Source organism: Oscillochloris sp. ZM17-4, assembly GCF_019599295.1.
Taxonomy (GTDB): Bacteria; Chloroflexota; Chloroflexia; order Chloroflexales; family Chloroflexaceae; genus Oscillochloris.
Genome location: NZ_JAIEWN010000053.1, coordinates 1 through 17355 on the forward strand (window position 1 = coordinate 1; position 17355 = coordinate 17355).

At 62.5% G+C, this 17355-nt stretch carries 19 protein-coding genes; 4 read left to right on the plus strand and 15 right to left on the minus strand.

Features of this window, described 5'->3' with window-relative positions; all coding sequences use genetic code 11:
• Positions 1 to 156 precede the first annotated feature (156 nt).
• The 4 genes from K2Z83_RS24265 (at position 157) to K2Z83_RS24280 (ending at position 3830) form a co-directional block, all read left to right on the plus strand.
• The gene (locus K2Z83_RS24265; RefSeq protein WP_220597759.1) at positions 157 to 1194 is read left to right on the plus strand and encodes a response regulator; all 1038 of its coding nucleotides are present in this window, start codon (positions 157 to 159) and stop codon (positions 1192 to 1194) included.
• Between the two features lie 67 nt (positions 1195 to 1261).
• Complete coding sequence (locus tag K2Z83_RS24270; protein ID WP_220597760.1) at positions 1262 to 1810, plus strand: PadR family transcriptional regulator; 549 nt, start codon at positions 1262 to 1264, stop codon at positions 1808 to 1810.
• A gap of 303 nt (positions 1811 to 2113) precedes the next feature.
• Positions 2114 to 3061, plus strand: a complete 948-nt coding sequence (locus tag K2Z83_RS24275; RefSeq protein WP_220597761.1) for an ATP-binding cassette domain-containing protein — start codon at positions 2114 to 2116, stop codon at positions 3059 to 3061.
• 13 nt (positions 3062 to 3074) lie between these two features.
• Positions 3075 to 3830, plus strand: a complete 756-nt coding sequence (locus tag K2Z83_RS24280) for an ABC transporter permease (RefSeq protein WP_220597762.1) — start codon at positions 3075 to 3077, stop codon at positions 3828 to 3830.
• Between the two features lie 47 nt (positions 3831 to 3877).
• On the opposite strand, the gene K2Z83_RS24285 is transcribed toward K2Z83_RS24280, so the two are convergent.
• From K2Z83_RS24285 to K2Z83_RS24355, 15 genes are all read right to left on the minus strand, one after another.
• Positions 3878 to 4861 carry a peptidoglycan DD-metalloendopeptidase family protein gene (locus K2Z83_RS24285; RefSeq protein ID WP_220597763.1) on the minus strand — a complete coding sequence of 328 codons (984 nt, stop codon included), beginning with the start codon at positions 4859 to 4861 and terminating at the stop codon, positions 3878 to 3880.
• Positions 4862 to 4958: 97 nt separating this feature from the next.
• Positions 4959 to 5240, minus strand: coding sequence for a hypothetical protein (locus tag K2Z83_RS24290; protein ID WP_220597764.1), 282 nt, complete (start codon positions 5238 to 5240; stop codon positions 4959 to 4961).
• Between the two features lie 101 nt (positions 5241 to 5341).
• Entirely contained in the window at positions 5342 to 6523 is a 1182-nt protein-coding gene (locus K2Z83_RS24295) for a Xaa-Pro peptidase family protein (protein ID WP_220597765.1), read from the minus strand.
• Between the two features lie 112 nt (positions 6524 to 6635).
• Complete coding sequence (locus K2Z83_RS24300) at positions 6636 to 7604, minus strand: hypothetical protein (RefSeq protein ID WP_220597766.1); 969 nt, start codon at positions 7602 to 7604, stop codon at positions 6636 to 6638.
• A gap of 16 nt (positions 7605 to 7620) precedes the next feature.
• Positions 7621 to 8484: an alpha/beta fold hydrolase gene (locus tag K2Z83_RS24305; protein WP_220597767.1), complete on the minus strand. Its 864-nt coding sequence runs from the start codon at positions 8482 to 8484 to the stop codon at positions 7621 to 7623.
• A gap of 102 nt (positions 8485 to 8586) precedes the next feature.
• Positions 8587 to 9828 (minus strand): NAD(P)/FAD-dependent oxidoreductase, encoded by a 1242-nt coding sequence (locus K2Z83_RS24310; protein ID WP_255604478.1) that lies wholly within the window; start codon positions 9826 to 9828, stop codon positions 8587 to 8589.
• An 85-nt stretch (positions 9829 to 9913) separates the two neighbouring features.
• Positions 9914 to 10336 (minus strand): hypothetical protein, encoded by a 423-nt coding sequence (locus K2Z83_RS24315; RefSeq protein WP_220597768.1) that lies wholly within the window; start codon positions 10334 to 10336, stop codon positions 9914 to 9916.
• A 46-nt stretch (positions 10337 to 10382) separates the two neighbouring features.
• A complete protein-coding gene (locus K2Z83_RS24320; protein ID WP_220597769.1) occupies positions 10383 to 10694 on the minus strand; it encodes a hypothetical protein in 312 nt (103 codons plus the stop codon).
• A 75-nt stretch (positions 10695 to 10769) separates the two neighbouring features.
• Positions 10770 to 11693 (minus strand): (bacterio)chlorophyll synthase, encoded by a 924-nt coding sequence (gene bchG, locus K2Z83_RS24325; RefSeq protein ID WP_220597770.1) that lies wholly within the window; start codon positions 11691 to 11693, stop codon positions 10770 to 10772.
• 11 nt (positions 11694 to 11704) lie between these two features.
• Positions 11705 to 12706 carry a bacteriochlorophyllide d C-20 methyltransferase BchU gene (gene bchU, locus K2Z83_RS24330; RefSeq protein WP_255604479.1) on the minus strand — a complete coding sequence of 334 codons (1002 nt, stop codon included), beginning with the start codon at positions 12704 to 12706 and terminating at the stop codon, positions 11705 to 11707.
• A 243-nt stretch (positions 12707 to 12949) separates the two neighbouring features.
• Positions 12950 to 13639, minus strand: a complete 690-nt coding sequence (locus K2Z83_RS24335; RefSeq protein WP_220597772.1) for a triacylglycerol lipase — start codon at positions 13637 to 13639, stop codon at positions 12950 to 12952.
• Between the two features lie 53 nt (positions 13640 to 13692).
• The gene (locus tag K2Z83_RS24340) at positions 13693 to 14316 is read right to left on the minus strand and encodes an esterase/lipase family protein (protein ID WP_370650274.1); all 624 of its coding nucleotides are present in this window, start codon (positions 14314 to 14316) and stop codon (positions 13693 to 13695) included.
• Positions 14317 to 14528: 212 nt separating this feature from the next.
• Complete coding sequence (locus K2Z83_RS24345; protein ID WP_220597774.1) at positions 14529 to 15401, minus strand: hypothetical protein; 873 nt, start codon at positions 15399 to 15401, stop codon at positions 14529 to 14531.
• A 49-nt stretch (positions 15402 to 15450) separates the two neighbouring features.
• The gene (locus K2Z83_RS24350) at positions 15451 to 16335 is read right to left on the minus strand and encodes a hypothetical protein (RefSeq protein WP_220597775.1); all 885 of its coding nucleotides are present in this window, start codon (positions 16333 to 16335) and stop codon (positions 15451 to 15453) included.
• Positions 16336 to 16337: 2 nt separating this feature from the next.
• Complete coding sequence (locus K2Z83_RS24355; RefSeq protein ID WP_220597776.1) at positions 16338 to 17339, minus strand: alpha/beta fold hydrolase; 1002 nt, start codon at positions 17337 to 17339, stop codon at positions 16338 to 16340.
• Between the last annotated feature and the right edge of the window lie 16 nt (positions 17340 to 17355).

Consider the following 17355-nt stretch of genomic DNA (forward strand, 5'->3'; position numbering starts at 1 on the left):
GCGCCGATCCTACTGGCGGGGCACCCGCTGGGAACCTAGGTCCATGCACCCTCACCCCAACCGCGCCGCCCCTGACACTGTCAGGGGCGGCGCGGTGTTATCTCCGATCGTCGGTTGAACAAAGGAGCCATCTCCTCTGCGTGCGGAGCAACTCTTATGACTCGTGTCCTCCTCGCCGATGATCACGCTGTGGTTCGCGCCGGTATTGCGAATGCGCTATCAGGCATCCCTGATCTGCTGGTTGTGGGCGAGGTTGGGGATGGCTTTACGCTGTTTGCTGCCCTCCAGAGCCTCCATCCCGACTGTCTGCTGATCGATGTTACGATGCCTCATTTTGAGCCGATTGCTGATATTGGTCGCGCTCATGAGATGTATCCTCAGATGAAGATCCTTGTTGTGAGCGCCTATGACGATGATATCTACGTCCAAGGGCTCCTGGCAGTTGGTGTGAATGGATACCACCTGAAGGATCAGCCGCTGAAAGATCTTCAGCTCGCCGTGCAGCGCGTGCTTGCTGGCGAGCGTTGGATCTGTAGCCCGCTCGTGGATAAGTTGGTGCGGCTGCGCGAGGCGTCCCCGCTGACTCTTACGGAGCGTCAGCGTGAGCTGCTGCTCTGTCTCCAGGAAGGCCTGGATAACCTCGGGATCGCCCGGCGTACTGGCCTGAGCGTGAAGACGGTGGAGAATCATTTGACGCGGCTCTATAGGCATCTTGGCGTGCAGAGTCGGCTTGAGGCGGTGAGCTATGTGCATCAACATGCTACTGCTATAGGCTTAGGTGGCTCTGCGTCTCCGCCTCTTGCGCGTGAGAGTGATCGCTATCCTCCACGCTTTGTGCTGATGATTGTCGATGATAATGTGCGCTACCGCACGCAGCTTCGTCGTATGATTGGTAAGGCCTACCCTGCTGCTCTGATCCTTGAGGTAGGCGGCACGCAGGAGGCGCTCCGTCTGGCGCAGGCAAACCCGCCGCAGCTTGCGCTCGTCGATGTGGTGCTTGGCGATGAGAGTGGGATCGATTGTGCTCGCATGCTGCATAGTGCGCTGCCGTCGGTGCGCGTTGTGCTCTTTAGCGCATACCCGGATAGAGAGTTTCATCGCCAGGGCATCGCTGCCGGCGCCGTGGCCTTCCTTGATAAGAAGGATGTTGATGCGGCCGCCTTGCGCGAGCTGATCGATGATGTGGTCGTGTGAGGGTTTGACAAGTTACGAGCCTGGAGATATACTCAGTTCTGATTATTCCACTAAGGGACATGAGTGTATGACCATGGATCGTCAACTGTTGCTGCTTGGCCTGCTGCGCGCCCAGGAGATGCACGGCTACCAGCTGAATGAGTTCATCGATGAGCAGATGAACTTTTGTGTTGACCTGAAGCGCTCAACGGCCTACTACCTGCTCGATAAGCTCTGCCGCGAGGGGCATGTGGCGGAGGAGATCGAGCGCGAGGGCAATCGCCCCGAGCGAAAAGTCTATCGGATCACGCCGACTGGCGAGGCGCGCTTTCAGGAGTTGCTCCGTCAGAATCTCGCGGCCTATGATCCACCCGTCTATGCCGAGGATATTGGTGTTATCTTTGAGCATCAGCTAGCAGCCGATGAGAGCCTACGCCTTCTCTCCGCGCGGCGCGATGCGATCTTGGCTCACCGTGCGCAGATGGAGGCGCTCCACGTGAGTCTGCCGCCCTCACATACAGCGGTGATCGAGCACCATCTGCTTCATCTCGACGCTGAGATCACATGGGTCGACCGGCTGATCGCTGCGCGCTCCGCCAACTCCTCTCACTCTACCGCTGATCCCACTCCCTCCTAGTCCGCCGATCACGGGTCGAGCTGCGCGCTCCCTAGAGATGATCGCAGGTTGCAGAATGATCTTCGGCAATACCGCAAAACTCGCCCTGTGCGGCGTCGCCCGGCGGCTGAAGCCGCCGGGCGACGGTCTGCGAAGGCCGCCTGCGCGGCCTCAGGCAGGCCGCGCAGGCGGCCTTCGTTGGACAAGAGCCCGCCCGTGTACGGGCCGGGCACGCGCAGCGTGACAGGGTGACGTTTGCGCTACTGCGATCTTCGCCTTTGGACTTCAGATGTCTCTCTCTGCGCTAGATGAATGAGGATAGTGATGAGTGATATGGCGATCGAGGCCCGTGGCCTCGTAAAGCGCTATGGCGATCTGGTGGCTGTCGATGGGGTCGACCTTCAGGTTGAGGCTGGCGCGATCTATGCGATGCTTGGCCCGAATGGCGCTGGTAAGACGACGACGATCGGGATGCTGACCACCCTGGTGCGGCCGACGTCCGGCATTGCGCGGGTTGCCGGCTTCGATGTGCTGGCTCAGGCTGAGCAGGTGCGTAGCCGGATTGGGGTGACGTTTCAGGATATCGTGCTCGATCAGGATCTGACCGGGCGGCAGGTGCTCGATATCCACGGGCGACTCTACCGGCAGGGCGGCGATCTGCGCCGCAAGCGGATCGTCGATCTGGTGGATCTTGTGCAGCTCGGCGATGCGATCGACCGTATTGTCAAGACCTACTCGGGCGGCATGAAGCGCCGACTTGAGCTGGCCCGCGGCCTGATGACCGACCCCGCCGTGCTCTTCCTCGATGAGCCGACCCAGGGGCTCGACCCGCAGAACCGTGAGGGTATCTGGAGCTATATCCGCGACCTGAACCGACAGAGCGGTCTGACGGTGCTGCTGACGACGCACTATATGGAGGAGGCTGAGGCGCTTGCTCATCAGGTGGGCATTGTTGATCGTGGTAAGCTTGTTGCCCAGGGCACGCCATCTGGCCTTGTCACTCAGCTTGGCGCCGATGTGATCCGCGTGCGCGGACACGGCGACCCCGCGCACTTTGTCGCGGAGATCAAGGGCATGTCCTTCGTCGAGCGGGTCGAGTCCGACAGTGATAGCGGCAATGTCTCGGTGTATGTTGATAGTGGCAGCCGGCGGCTGGTGGAGATCGTCGGAGCCAGCGGCGGCAATGGCTACCGCGTGGAGGATGTGACGATCGCCCGGCCGAGCCTCGCCGACGCCTTCCTCCATCACACGGGCCGGGCGCTGAGAGACTAGAAAGGGTATGGCGATGTATGCGACCTATGTGATCTGGTCGAAGCATATGACGAAGTTCTGGCGCAGCACTGAGGAGCTTGTTGGCCTGGCGCTCCAGTCGGTGCTGTGGGTCCTGCTGTTCGGGGTGGGCATGCGCGGGATGATCGGGGATGTGGGCGGGAGCGACTATATGTCCTACATTCTGCCTGGGATCATCGCCCTGAGCACCCTGGGCGGGGCTGTGGGCGGCGGGATGGTGCTGCTCGATGAGCGGCTGCGCGGCATCACCAAAGAGTATCTGGTCGCGCCCATCCCGCGGCTGAGCATCCTGCTGGGGAATGCCACCAGCACTGCCACGAAGGCGATGATCCAGGCGGCGATCATGCTGGTCGTCGGCGTGCTGATGGGCGCCCACCTGGCGGTGAACCCGCTGGGCTGGCTCGCGGCCCTGCTGCTTCTGGCGCTCTTTGCGATCGGCTTCAGCGGGCTGGCCCTGGCGGTCGCCGCCGTGTCGCGTTCGATCGCCGGCTACCACGGCATGATCTTCCTCTTCAACCTGCCGCTGCTCTTTGCCTCAAACGCCCTCTACCCGCTGTCGGTGCTCCCCGGCTGGATGCGGGTGATCGTGCTGCTCAACCCGACGACCTATCTGATCGACGCCGTACGCTCGCTGGCCTTTGGCGTGGCCCCTACGCTGCCCCTGCTGCTTAGCCTGGCCGTGGTACTCCTCTTCGCTGTTCTCGGCACCTGGATGGCGCTGAGCCTCTTCCAGCGCAGCATCCGCGGGTAGTGTCCAATTGCACCATGCCACCACCTCAATGGTGCATGGTGCATTGCTCAGCACCCCACAAGCTCCGTGGGGTTCACATTCACCTCCCCATCCCAGACCTGATAGTCGAGGTGCGGGCCGCTCGACGCGCCGCTGCTTCCGATCATGCCGATCACCTCGCCGGCGCGCACGTGCTGCCCGCTGATGACGGTGACGATGGCCAGGTGTGAGTAGCCGGTGCGCCAGGAGCTGGCCTCGTCGCTCACCCACACGTGGTTCCCCGCCGGGTAGCTGTCCAGATCGACTCGGATCGTGCCGTCGTGGGTTGCCACCACCGGCGTGTACCATGTGGCGCCCGGATCGGCGTAGCCATCGCTATCGCCGTCCACGGCGAGGTCGATGGCACCCCAGATGCTCGCCGGGGCGTGGCTACCGACGCCGTAGCCCTGGGTGATCACCACGCTGCCGGCTGTCGGCTGCACCGGGCACCCTGCTGGCCCTTCGGCGGTGAGCTGGAACTTCGGCGTCGGCGCGGCGGGCATCGGCGTTTGCAGTAGCGCCGGGGCGATCGGATCGGGGTGAGCTGCCGCACGGTGTGCCAGCGCCTCCAGGCTGGCTCGGTATGTGGCGATGGCCGCGCTCTTCGCAGAGCTGATGGCAAGATCCCCTACAGCGCCGACCACTGCTGGCTCTGGCACAGGGGTGGAGTGTGTCGCCCTGAGGGACGGCATAGGGACATTGATCTGCGGGAGATCTCCCCGCATCGCTGCTGTGGCGAGCGTCGCGGCCAGGGCGATGGCGAACAGGGCTGGCGCGCCGGCCATGTGTGCATCTGGCCTGGTCAGCGCTGTGCTGTGCGCTGGCTGCTGTGGCGGGGCGAGGTCGGTAGCCCGCACGCCGAGCACAAAGGCCAGCAGCTCCTGCTCGCGCCAGGAGAGCGCCCGTAGGCCATACTCGGCCTCAGCGATGGCGCGGGCCGGCATCCCGGTGAGATGTGCGAGGTCGAGGAATGTGAGGGCTCTGTTCGTGCGGAGGGTGCGCAGGGGTGTCATCGGGCCTCCCGAGATGCAGAACGGCGACATGCTTATAACGTAGCATGTCGCCGACTGCGGAGGCCCGCGCGCGGATGACAGGACGCCAACAGGAAGATTACTGGACTATTGCGTCCTCTTCGGCGATGGGGTTCGCCGTAACCTCGGCCAGCTTCCGGACCTGCTCGCGTCGCTCAAGGAGCTTAAATACGCCGAAGCCTACGGCTGCTCCCACCACGCCGCCCGGCCAGATCATCCACTCGGCGTGGATCTTGATGCTGGTGATGAAGAAGGCGGTGAAGATAAAAAGAAATACCAGCCCAGTGACCATATAGACTTCAAAGCTGGTGCTGGCGAGGTAGACCTCGTCGCGCGGGCTGAATCGGCGCTGCTGTGCCATGTTATGCTCCTTCTGCTAGGGGATACCCCTATGCTATCATAGGTGCCTCTGTTGCGCCAGAAGCACAACTGTTGCATTGCGCGTTAGAAGGCTGTGCGTGCTCAGATCAGCATCAGCTCGCGCTGGTAGCTGCTGAGGAAGCGGCAGCCCTCGGCGGTGACGACGACGTCCTCCTCCAGGGCGAGGTAGCCAGCCGGCGTGGGCACGCCGAGCTCCAGGGTGTAGATGTGGCCAACTTCGACCAGCTGATCGGGGGCGCTCCCGTAGCGCGCCCAGCGCGGTCCGAGCAGGGGGCCGCCGTCGTGGCATGCCCGGCCGAGCCCGTGCCCGAGGGCGTGGCGGTACTCGGGGTAGCCGGCGTCGACGATCACCTTTCGTGCGGCGGCGTCCACCTGCCAGCCGTAGACGCCGGGGCGTAGAGCCGCCGCCCCGGCGTCGATCGCCGCGATGACCGTCTCCCATGCGCGCTGGACCTCGGCGGGCGGCGCGCTCTCCCCGGGGCGGAGCACGTACCACATGCGCTGGATGTCGGAGCAGTACTCCTCCTTGATCACGCCCAGGTCCATATGGACCAGATGTCCAGGCTGGACGGTGATGTGCGGCTGCGGCGCGACGTGGCCGAGGGGTGAGTCTGGGCCGGTGTTGACCGTCGGGCAGTAGCCCCAATCCCATGAGCTGGGCAGGCCGCGCCGTCGAAACTCGGCGTGAACGAAGTCGGCAAGTTCGAGCTCGCTGACTCCGGGGCGGATCTGGGCGCTCACCAGGCCGACGATCTCCTCGGTCTCAGCGATGGCCGCACTGACGCGCGCCTGCTCGGCGGGGGTCTTGCGGGCGCGCAGGCGCGAGAGCAGCTCTCCGGCGGAGTCGAGTCGCCCGAGGTAGGGGGTGTCGGCCAGGATCTGATCGAGCATCTGTCGCATCCCGTAGGTCAGCCCGTCGGCGGTGTGGCTATCGAGGCTATAGTTCAGCCCGATCCGCTGCGGGTCGAGCTTCTGGAGGGCTGCCAGCAGGGGTGCGCTGATATCCTCGTCGTAGCCGATCACCTCGGGAAAGACGCCGCTGAGGCGCACATTCTCTACATCGTAGCGGCCGACGATGGCGGTGCGCGAGCCGTCCTTGCCGAAGATCAGGGCCGAGGTCCAGGTCAGGCTGCTACCAAGCACCAGATCGATGCCGGGGTCGGGGCGCTCGCCCGTCTCGCGGACAAAGGTGAGCCAGCAGTCGAGGTCAAGCTCGCCAAGCAGCGCGCCGGCCTGATCGGCCTTCTCCATGTAGAGGGTCATGTGCAGGCTCCTTCCTGAAAAATAGCCCGAATGTGCTGAGATGTGCCAGCGAGGGGCTGGCACATCTCGACGCGTCACGTGAAGATGCTGGGGCCACAGGCTTCAGGGCCGATCACACTCGGCTCAGCTGGAGCCCGACCGCCTGGTAGCTGTTTGTCATCAGGTCGGTGATCTGCTGGAGCAGCGATGGCTTACACTCAGCCATCGACACCAGCCGCTGGTGGAACGACGTCGCAGGCGCGTAGGCCGCATCGATCTTATCCCAGAGCGGCAGCGCCTCTCCCTCAAGCCACCTCCAGCGATCCTCGAACCGCGCGAGCGAGACCTGCCCGGAGAGGACCGGCAGGAGGCCAAAGTAGCCGCTGAACCACGAACCACCGGCTGAGTTCTGATCGGCCTTTTGGAAATCCAGTGCGCCACCGAGCGAGACGATCAGCTTGCCGAGCTGTGTCAGGCGATCCATAACGCCGGGCACAGTCACCTGCTGCTCGTGTCTGAGCAGCGTGATATTCCCGTCGCGGATCAGCGCTTTGCCGGCCTGGCGCTGGTCCGGGTCGGCAAGCTTCTTCACGCCCGCGTCAATCATGCGGAAGCCCTGGAGGAGATAGGGCTGCTCGCTCTCGGCCACATTCGCCTCGATCTCGTCTATGCCAGACTGCGCATAGGCGAGGTGAGCCCAGGCTACATCATCGAAGATCTGATCATTCCCCTGCTTGAGCAGATCGAGGTCGTTGAGCAGCAGCGGCCGGGTGGCGGCATCGTGGAGCGCGATAGGCACGGTGAAGGCTAGGCTCATTCCCAGCTGATACAGCTGTAGGCTGAGTGCAAGCATGTCATCACCGGCACTGTTCTTCGGCACGGCGGCGAGGGCCCGCGGGGCCATCAGCATCTCCGCCACCTGGAGCCCAACCCCCACCTGATAGGATGCGAACGCGGCCATGCCCGCCCATTTAAACACATCCGGCTGCTGGAGGTAGCACTGGGCGTAGTACGCCGTAATCGCACGATTCCGATCGGTGTAGCGATCCTTCGATGGCAGTCGCTGTTCAAGCATCTGCTGCCACTCACGTTTTGTCGGCATAGGAGCCTCCGTATACTCAATCCTCAGCACCCAGGGTGTCAAGCCAGGGCAGGAGGATGTCGCAGAACTCTTGGGGCGTCTCGTCGAAGGGGCAGTGTCCGCTGTTGGGGATGATCGCGATCGTCGCCTGTGGTAGCAGCGTGCGCTGGAAGTAGCCGGCCAGGGTGGGAGGAACGGACTGGTCGTGCTCACCCCAGATTAGAAGAGTCGGTACAGTCACCTCGCCCTTCTCGAAGTCGAGGGATAGCTCGGGGAATGCGCGGCTGACGGTCAGGTATGCCTCGCGTCCGCCCCAGCGGCGCAGCGGCGCGCTGAACTGCTCGATCAGCTCGCGGGTAACTCGATCTTTGCGGTAGTATGATGAGAGGAGCCCCTGGCGAGCCCCCAGCTCATTCGCGACGACGCTTGCGAGCAGCTCGCCAACCCCCGGCGAACTCATGAATCTGTAGAAAAAATTTTCCAGCTCTGAGGGCTGATTCTGCGGGTCGGTCAGGCCGGTGCTATCGACAAGCACGAGGCCACGCACAAGCTGCGGGTAGTCGTGGGCGACCTGCGCGGCGACCATGCCGCCCATAGAGTGGCCGACGATAATGGCCGGCCCGTGGCAGACATCGGCGATCAGCTCGGCGATCTGGTCTGACCAGAGCCGGCGGCTGGGCGGCACGTGGGGAATGGCCGACTTCCCGAAGTAGTAGAGGTCGGGTGCCACCACACAGTGCTGGCGGGCGACCGACCGCATGACCGCACTCCAGTGCTCGATCATCGCGCCGTAGCCGTGGATGAGGATGACCGGGAGCCCGTGGTGTGGCGCTGAGTGCCAGTAGCGCATCGGGCCGTGCAGCCCCTCAAGCCAGTGCTCGTGGATCGTATGCGTTGTCATCGGGGAGCTGTCCTACGACTCTCAATTGCTCCGTACCATCAAGCCAGAACTGAGATACCTGAGGGTGGGAAGCGGGGCGGAGCCCCGCTCGTCATCTTCGCCCTATGCCGCCTCAATAGAGGCACGGTAGTACTGCTCGATGCCCTTCTTTAAGAGGATCACAGGGTACCCGGTCAGCGGCAGGCCAAACGGGTTGCCCACGCCGTAGTCGGGGCCGAGAGAGACTAGCTCGCCAAGCTGGACGGGCTCGTAGGCATGGGGCGTCTTGCCCATCACCTCGGCGAGGAGCGTCTCTGCAAGACGCCCGCCCTGACGTATGGCGAAGCTGGCGGTTGACGGCAGCGGTGTACCGTTTGAGTCGGCGATGGAGGCGCAGTCGCCGAGGGCGAAGATCGCGGCCTGGCCCTCGACACGCAGGTAGCGATCGACAATCGCCCTCCCGACATGATCGACCGACAGCCCAGCGGCGGCGATCATATCAGGCGCGCGGATCCCGGCCGCCCAGATGATCGTGCCGGCGCGCAGGACACGCCCCTCGCTGATGCGCAGCATCTCGTGCTCGACGCTCTCGGTGGGTGTATTGAGGTAGATGCTTACGCCGCGCTGGTCAAGGATACGTTCCGCCTCGTGGCCTGCCCATGGGCCGAACTGCTTGAGGATATGCTCGTTGCGGTCGAGCAGTGCGATCCGTGCCTCGCCTCGCGGCGCGCCTGTCTCCGCACAAAGTTTATTCACCCAGACCGCAAGCTCGCCAGCCACCTGGCATCCGGTATAGCCGCCGCCGACGATCGCGGTGGTGAGAAGTATGCGCTGCTGCTTTGGATCGCTCTGCTTTGCGGCGGCCGTGAACTGGCCGATGATATGGTCGCGCAGCGCGATAGCCCCGGCGTAGGTGCGCAGGGGGAAGGTGTGATCGCGGGCGCCGGGCGTCTCATGATAATCCGCCTCGCTTCCGAGGGCGAGCACAAGACGGTCATAGGACAGGCTCTGGCCATCTTCGAGCTGAACCTCACGGATGGCGGGCGCGAGCGCCTTCACCCGACCCTGGATAAAGCGAATCGCCCGACCGTTGAGCAGGCGACCGATATCATAGATCGCATCAAGGCTACCGATGCCTGCAGTGGCGGTGAGGTGGATCTCCTGGACGAGCTGGTGGTAAGGGTTCTGGTCGATCAGTGTAACGACGTCATCTAGACCCTTCTCGCGAAGGCGCCGGTCAAGATCAAGGGCTGTCCGCAGGCCGGCATAGCCAGCTCCGAGAATGATGATATGCATGATGTGAGGTGCTCGATAATTGGAAAGACTCTTAATTTTAGGATACCATAGTTTTTTCTGGGCCAGCATGATATCTGACAAGGTGACGGGGCGACAAGGTGGCAGTGTCACCTTGTCACCCCGTCACCCTGTCAGCCGCCCATTATAGGCCGAGCTACTTGGTCGGCGTCGCCGGCTTCTCGATCCACTCATCGACGCGGGCGGCCGTGCGCTCCGCCCCGTCGGCGGCACGCCCAGCGATGCGGCCGACGCTGGTGCCGAACTCATCGGCGGCGCGGGCGAGGCGCTCGGTGAATGCGCGGGCGCGCTCACCGATCTGCTCGGTGCTCGGCAGGTTGAGCGTGGGCTCAGCGCCGGAGAAGATGTCATCAACAACCCGCTCGGAGACATTAGAGATCTCCTGGGGGATGGCGATGATCGCGCGGGCGCCCTCGGCCATCGCGCGGCGGACGCGGCGGCGTGTCTCGCCGGGCAGGATGATCAGCGGGGCGGAGGCGGCCGTCAGGCTCAAACGGATCGTCCCGCTCACCAGGGAGGCACCGATCCCGAACAGGCCATCGCGCTCGGTATTGCTCATAGAGATGCTCGCTTTCACTGGGGCGCGGCAGGCCGCGCCGATATCACTAGCTCGTTGTCAGCTCATCCTTCGGAGCGGTCTTGGCGGCGCCGTCCGTCTTGGCGGCCCAATCCTCGACCGCAGTGCTAGCAACCTTGGCGAGATCGCCGGGCAGGCCAGCAAAGGCGTACATCACTTCCTTCGTCGCGTTGCGCAGGTGCTGGCGCGACTCGCTCGGGAGAAGCGCGAAGGGCAGCGTGGCGACCGAAAGGCCCATGCGCAAAACCCCGCCGCCGAACTCCACCGCCGACTCCACGAAGCTATCGCTCCGCTGTGTGCGGACACTGCGTACCCGTACATCGCCCTGAGTTTCGGACATTGCAAACCTCCCTTGTTATCACCGATGAAAAGCCTCGACAGCGGATCGCAGATGGTGAACGCCTGTGATCCGCAATCATCCGAAATAGCCACCGACAAGGAACGCCGAGACTAACTGGATTAGCGCTACGAATGGGTTGCTTGCGATCAGGTAGCGCATGAAGTTTTTGTGGTTAGGTTCCTGATAGAGCTTGACCTGGCTATAGATTGGTGCGACGAGCGCAAAGAGGATGAACGCCGCCACCCAGTAACTGCCCCAGAGGATCGCCAGCACCATCAGGAGCGCCTCAAAGCCATTGATTACCCCATAGGCGACGATCAGGGTCTTCTGCACTCCAATGGCCACTGCAAGGGACTGGAGCCCGTGCTGGCGGTCGCCCTCAACGCTTTTAATATCGTTGAGCAGGAGCAGCCCGGCGGTAAGGCCGCCGTTAAAGCAGGCTACCGTAACGCTCTGCCAAGTAACCGGCGCGAATATCAGATGGCCTGCGATCCAGCTGATGCTTACATAGCCAATTCCCACCGCAGGTGGCCCCAGCCAGTAGTTCTTCTTCAGCTTGATCGGCGGCACGCTATAGATCACCGAGATGATGATCCCCAACACGGCGAGGGTGGTGATCAGCGGGTTGCCGAACAGCAGCGAGATCAGGAACGACCCTGCGCCGAGGATGATCCAGTTCATCCGTGCGCCAGCCAGACTCACCAGCCCGGCCGGGATAGGTCGTGACGGATCATTGATCGCGTCGATCTCGCGGTCGTAATAGTCATTGATGCTTTGGCTAAAGCCGGTGCCGAGCGGGCCGATCATCAGGGCCCCGAGCATAGCCAGCCCCCATTGTCGACCGCTTGCCCACTCGAAGCCTCCAGCCTGTGCTGAGGAGGCGATCGCACCACAGATACACATCATCGCCGGCGAGATCCAGGTTATTGGATCGGCCAGTTCGATATGCGCCCTGATACGCTTGGCGAGGGGCACCTGTTGCTCAGAAGTCGTGATCATATCGCCCATTGTTACGGCTTCACGGCCTGGTAGAGCACGTAATCGTAGGCCTCGTTCACGGTCACATCCGTGAAACCCACATTGCGTAGCACATCGTGGTAGATCGCGTGGTCCTTAAAGTCGAGGACCGAGAAGCCCATGCTGATCGAGCAGATATAGTGGGTCAGGTAGTCGTAGTTAGGCTTCTCAGGGTCGCTGATGATCATATCGATGATCAGCACGCGCCCGCCCGACTCAAGGGCGTCGTAGGCCTTCTTGAGCAGCATGGTGCAGAACTGCGCGTTCATCGGGTAGAGGATGCGCCCGAAGAGGACGGCATCGCTCTGTGGGTACGCGTCCTTATACATATCAACGGCGACGGGGCTGATTCGATCTGCCAGACCGCGAGAGGCGACGTTCTCCGACACGAGATCGAGGGCGCTCGGCAGGTTGATCAGGGTGACGTTGAGATCCGGGAAGCGCTCGCACATCGCGGATGCGATATCGCCGATGCCGCCGCCGACATCGAGCAGCCGGGTCACGCCATCAAGCTTGGCGTGCTCGCGCAGCAGCCGGATTGGGAAGTGCACATTGCTGCGGTGGATCGTCTCGTAGAAGACGTTGTCCTCGCGGGTGCGCGGCGGGTACGGCACCATGCTGGTGAAGTCCGTCTTGCCGCGGACGACATCGGCCAGGTTCACGTAGAAGGTCTGCACTAGGCTGCTGATATAGTCTACGAAGGGCACCATCGTCAGATTGCGGTGGTGCTCGGCGTCGGTGAAGAACTGCACCGCGAAGGGGGTGAGCGCCCATCCGCCCTCAGCCTGTCGGGCGACGCCGATCTCCTTCAGCGTGATCAGGAACTTCTCTAGGCGCATCGGCACGGTGCCGGTGGCCTCGGCGAGCGCGCCGAGATCGCGCGTCTCATCGCCCATCGCGGCAAAGAGGCCCAGGTCGGTGGCTGCTTTGATGGCGAAGAAGTCAACGGTGCCTTTGAAGACCATGTCATAGGCCCGCTCGGTGCCTGCAAACAATGTGTCTTCATCCTGGCCACAGCGGCAGCCAGGGGTGCAGGGGGTTTTCGTAACTGCCGGAGCCTCTTGAAGGGTAACGCTGTCCATCAATAATCGCTTTCTCATGAGTAGATAATTCGCCGCTCAGGTATCTCCCACACCATGTATTTGTATTATAGTACAAAAATGGGATATTTCAAACAATAGGCATTGGCGACTCGGAGCTGACATACGAGCCAGGGATCGGGAGATCAGATGCAACGCTCAGCGCAGAACCTTGCCCCACAAGGCCAATCCCTCTTGATCGCCATACCAAGGTCGCCCATGAAAGGGCGAGTGTGAGACACCTTGAACCGCCAGGTACTCGGCACCGCTCAGCGCCGCGCACTCCAGGGTACTAATCCCATCGCCCCAAGCCTCCAGGAAGCTTGGCCCAGAGACGGTACTATAGCTCGTGCTCGACATCCGCTCGATGAGTGTGCCGCGTGGGTTGCCTTGGATCGCCCGACCAACGACAGAGGTGTAGCGCACCTCGGGGTAGAAGGCTCCGGGGTATGTGCTGTTTACAAAGCCGACCGACTGGCGTGTCCAGTGCTCCTGGCTGTGGTGGGGTGTCCCGAGCATCGTTAGGCGGCGCACATAGCGGTGCCCCCCGTACACCTCGCCCTTATAGGGCTGTTCGCCCATGTACATACGCGCCACCATCCCGCCGACGCTATGGGCCAGGATATCGACCTGCTCAGCCCCGCTGGCGCTCAGGGCCTGCTCAACCGTGGCGCGGACAATCGCAATCACCTTGCGAAAGTCCCAGTCGCGCGTGATCAGCCAGCGTGTCCGGCTGATCGGTGCGATAAAGGTCTGGTACCCATAGGGCGATGTAGACAGCAGCTGTGCCAGCGGGGCGAAGTCGTTAGGGCTTGTGAGATACCCTCCGATAATAACAAGTGGGCGCATAGTATTGGGGGGCATCGAGGGCGGTTGGTCCGGTGCCCCCGATGCGAATGAGATCAGCCTTCGAACCACAGCGGGATAACATTGCGGGCACCATACCAGATGCCTGGTGCGTTATAGGGGGCGTGGCGGGCCCCCTTCAGCACAAGGTTATCGGCACCATCCAGGTAGCAGCAGATCGTGGGGATGATTCCGTCGCCAATCTGCTCGCCGGTTCCAAACGACGTCTCATACGAGCGATAGGCCAGCATCTGCTCGGGACTGCCGAATCGCTTGCCATGCACACTCTCGCCAGCAACGGAGCGGTAGGCGATATGGTCGTAAAAGGCACCGGGGTAAGACTGGTTTACATAACCAGCGAACTCCTTCACCCAGATCTCATAGGTGTCGTGGGCAGTGCCAAGGCTGGTGAGGCTTGCCACATAGCGCTGGCCGTCATAGGTGACACCGGCGTAGGGCAGATGGCCGAGGTAGGCGCGGGCGACGCGTCCTCCCGCGCTGTGGCCGATCAGATCAACCCGATCCGCCCCAGTCTCGCTGAGCGCAAGCGCAATCGTGCGTGCTACAAGGTCGAGCGCCGGTGTGAAGTGTGGGTCACGTAGGCTCGCCCACTCTCTGCGGCTAATATCGGTGATATAGACGATGCGGTTGTAGGGCGGCGCGGCGAGGGTGCGGGCCATCCCGGCGTAGTCGGCAGGCGATGAGAGCCACCCACCCACGATTACAACTGGCCGGCTCATAGGGTACTCATTTCACCGAAGACAGCCCTAGATTCAGGGCACAGCCGGCACCCAGGGCTTCTTCTGTTTGTACAGCTATGGGAGGGGCTCAGGGAGGGCCGAGCCTCCCTGAGTATCACCGCCCAATGCATCAGAACGAGATGTCCAGCGTTCTACTTCTTTCCCTTGCCACCGGAGTTAGGCGCGTCCTTAGGCCCTTTTGTGGCGGAGTCAGGGGCTTTAGCTTCTCCAGGCTTCGCCTTGTCGGTCGCCTGGGCGACCGGTGCGGGATGCGTGGCCGATGCGGGCGGTGTAGCTGATGCGGCTGGCGTGGGTGGTGTGGCCGCTGTGACTGGCGCGGGCGCTGCAGTCGGTGTAGGAGATGTGGCCGCTGCAGTCGGTGTAGGAGGTGTGGCCGACGCATTATTGCCGTTGCCGTTGCCGTTGCCGTTGGCAACGGTCACGGTGATCCGGCGGGCAGGCCCAGCTGAATGATGGCTGCTCGTCGGCAGCATATTGCTGACAGTTCGCAGTATCTCGCCCCCAAAGCGGAAGATATCTTCAGTCTGAAACCGTGCCCAGTGGGTGTAGAGATTCCAGACATCGGTGCTGGTTGCGCGAACCTCTTTTGAGAACGCCTCAATCCCCTGTGGCGGGAGCATGCCGTGAATACTTGCGCGCAGCAGGTATGTCACTGGCTGAATGCCATCAGACGATCCGGACGGCCCCATCAGGCTCGGGCCGGCGCTCGCAGTGTCTGGCGTAGGGCGTGGGGCCGGGGGCGGCGGAGGAGTCATCCCGCCGGAGGGCGGGGCGAACCCGCCGGATGGCGGGGCATAGCTCTCCATATTTGAGGCCTTGAATGTCGGCTCGCTCGGCGATGACCACGTTGCCCGAGCGGTGCTCGACGGTGCGGAGGCGAAGCTTGGCGCGCCCGTCGAGCTCGACGCATTGCCAGATGTCTCGTCGTAGGTAAGGTTCAGAAATCGGCGGAGAAAACCCGGCATCCAGCTGTACGGGTTGTTGTCCTCATCATACTTGGCCATAGCACTACCTCTTTGTGTAAACGATGGCGTGTCACGCCGAACGATACAGCTAGCCTAGCGCGAGCATCCGCCGTCGCTGGCGGGTATGCGGCGCAAAGCAGAAATCGATTATTTGATCGAGATCATCATTCGGGTAGCGCCGATCAAGGGTGGAGATCGACTCTAGCACATAGGTGAACTGCTCGGGCGTGATCTCGTGTGAGCATTGTACGACCTGCTCAAGGATGTGACGCCGATAGCTCAGGCTATAGCGAAGCGTGACAGCGGCGATATGGTTGAGCATAGCGTCACGTAGATCGAGGTTATCGCTATAGCGCTTGAGCCAGCGACCCAGCCCAAAACGCTCACTTTTATCGAGGTAGAAATTCACCAGATCGGAGAGGCCAACGTCATTCGTCAGGGAGACGATCTCGCCCCATCGCTTTGTGAAGGATTGGCGGGAGAATGCGGAGAGCTCACAGAGCTGGTTGATCAAGTTGCTGGCCGTATAGTATGGCTCACGCTCGAATGTGCGGCGCAGGCCCGCCTCGCGCTCAGCGAGCAGTGAGAGCGCCTCGCGGAGCACGCCATCGCTACTATCGTAGCCGCCGCTGCGCATGTGCATCTCATGTGCCAGCTCGTGGAGTGCGATCCCGACGCTGCCATCTTCGTCCCAGCGACCAAGGCTGACAACCGATCCGCTCGCTGGTGAGAAGCTCCCGCTATCGCTCCAGGGGCTCATGATAACACCGCCCTCAAGTGCCTCAAAGATCAGGCGCTGCTCAAGGATACCGGGGGCGAGATCGGTGCCCCACATTTGAGTCGCCAGACGGCGCACCTTACGGGCTATCTGCAAGGGGCGATAGGTGTACTCGCCGATCACCACCGACTGATCGCCGGCCCGCTCCATATCTATCGCCATGCGCTGGCCGCCTGAGCGGAGATGCAGTTGCATGATTACCCCCTTACACCGCGGAGAAAGAGGCGCAGGATCTGCGTCACTTGCTCGGGCAGTTCAAATAGGATGAGGTGCCCACACTTGGGGACTTCCAGGTAGGTGCCCTGTTGGGCCACGCTCATGAGCTTACGCCCTCCAGATGGGCGCATAATCGGGTCGCCGGCACCGGAGACGAGCAGGGTTGGGTGTGGCACCCTGCGCATTTGATCTGGCACCGCGTCGAGCACCTCGCGGCGTGCCAGCTCGTGGGCCGATACGCGCACCGCTTCAGGGTCGCAGCAGCGCAGGCTGAGTGCGCCGAGCTTGATGTCGCCGACGGGCGGTGTGTTCTGGGCTAGCACTAGGCGCGCATAGATAAATGGGAGCCACCACAGCCCGCGCCGTGTGATCGGCCGCAGCAGCCGATTGAAGACGGTGTCGAGCAGGGGCGGGATGAACACCGAGGCGACCCGGCTGTGGGAGATCTGGCTAAAGTTAAAGAAGGTCAGCGAGCGCACCTGGTCGGGGTAAGTGGCCCCATAGTGGAGTGCGACGAACGCGCCGAGCGAGAAGGCGGCCACGTGGTGTGGCCTGAGGCCGAGCGCTATGCCGAGGGCGTGGAGATCGCTGCTGAAGCCCTCCACCGTGTAGCCGCGCGCGGGGTCACTGTCGGAGAACCCGTGGCCCTTCAGGTCGTAGCTGATCACTCGGTAGCCGGCGGCGGCCAGCGGCTCGACAATATGGTGCCACCAGAGAGCCGAGCAGTCCCAGCCGTGGATCAACACAAGCGGCTCGCCACCCCGAGGTCCAATATCCTGGTAGTGGTGGACGATCCCATTCAGCTCGATGAACTGCGCTTTGCTGAGCAGGGCTCGTTCGTGTTCAAGGCGTCGCCGCTCGCCCTGACTGAGCTTACCTGCCAGCTTCGTCACGATCTCGGCGCTATACTCCTGGTACTTCTGCGTGCTGCGTGTGGCGTGTAGCGTGTTGAGTTGAGGCATCTCCACGACCTGACCATTCATTGCCAACCTCCGTGAA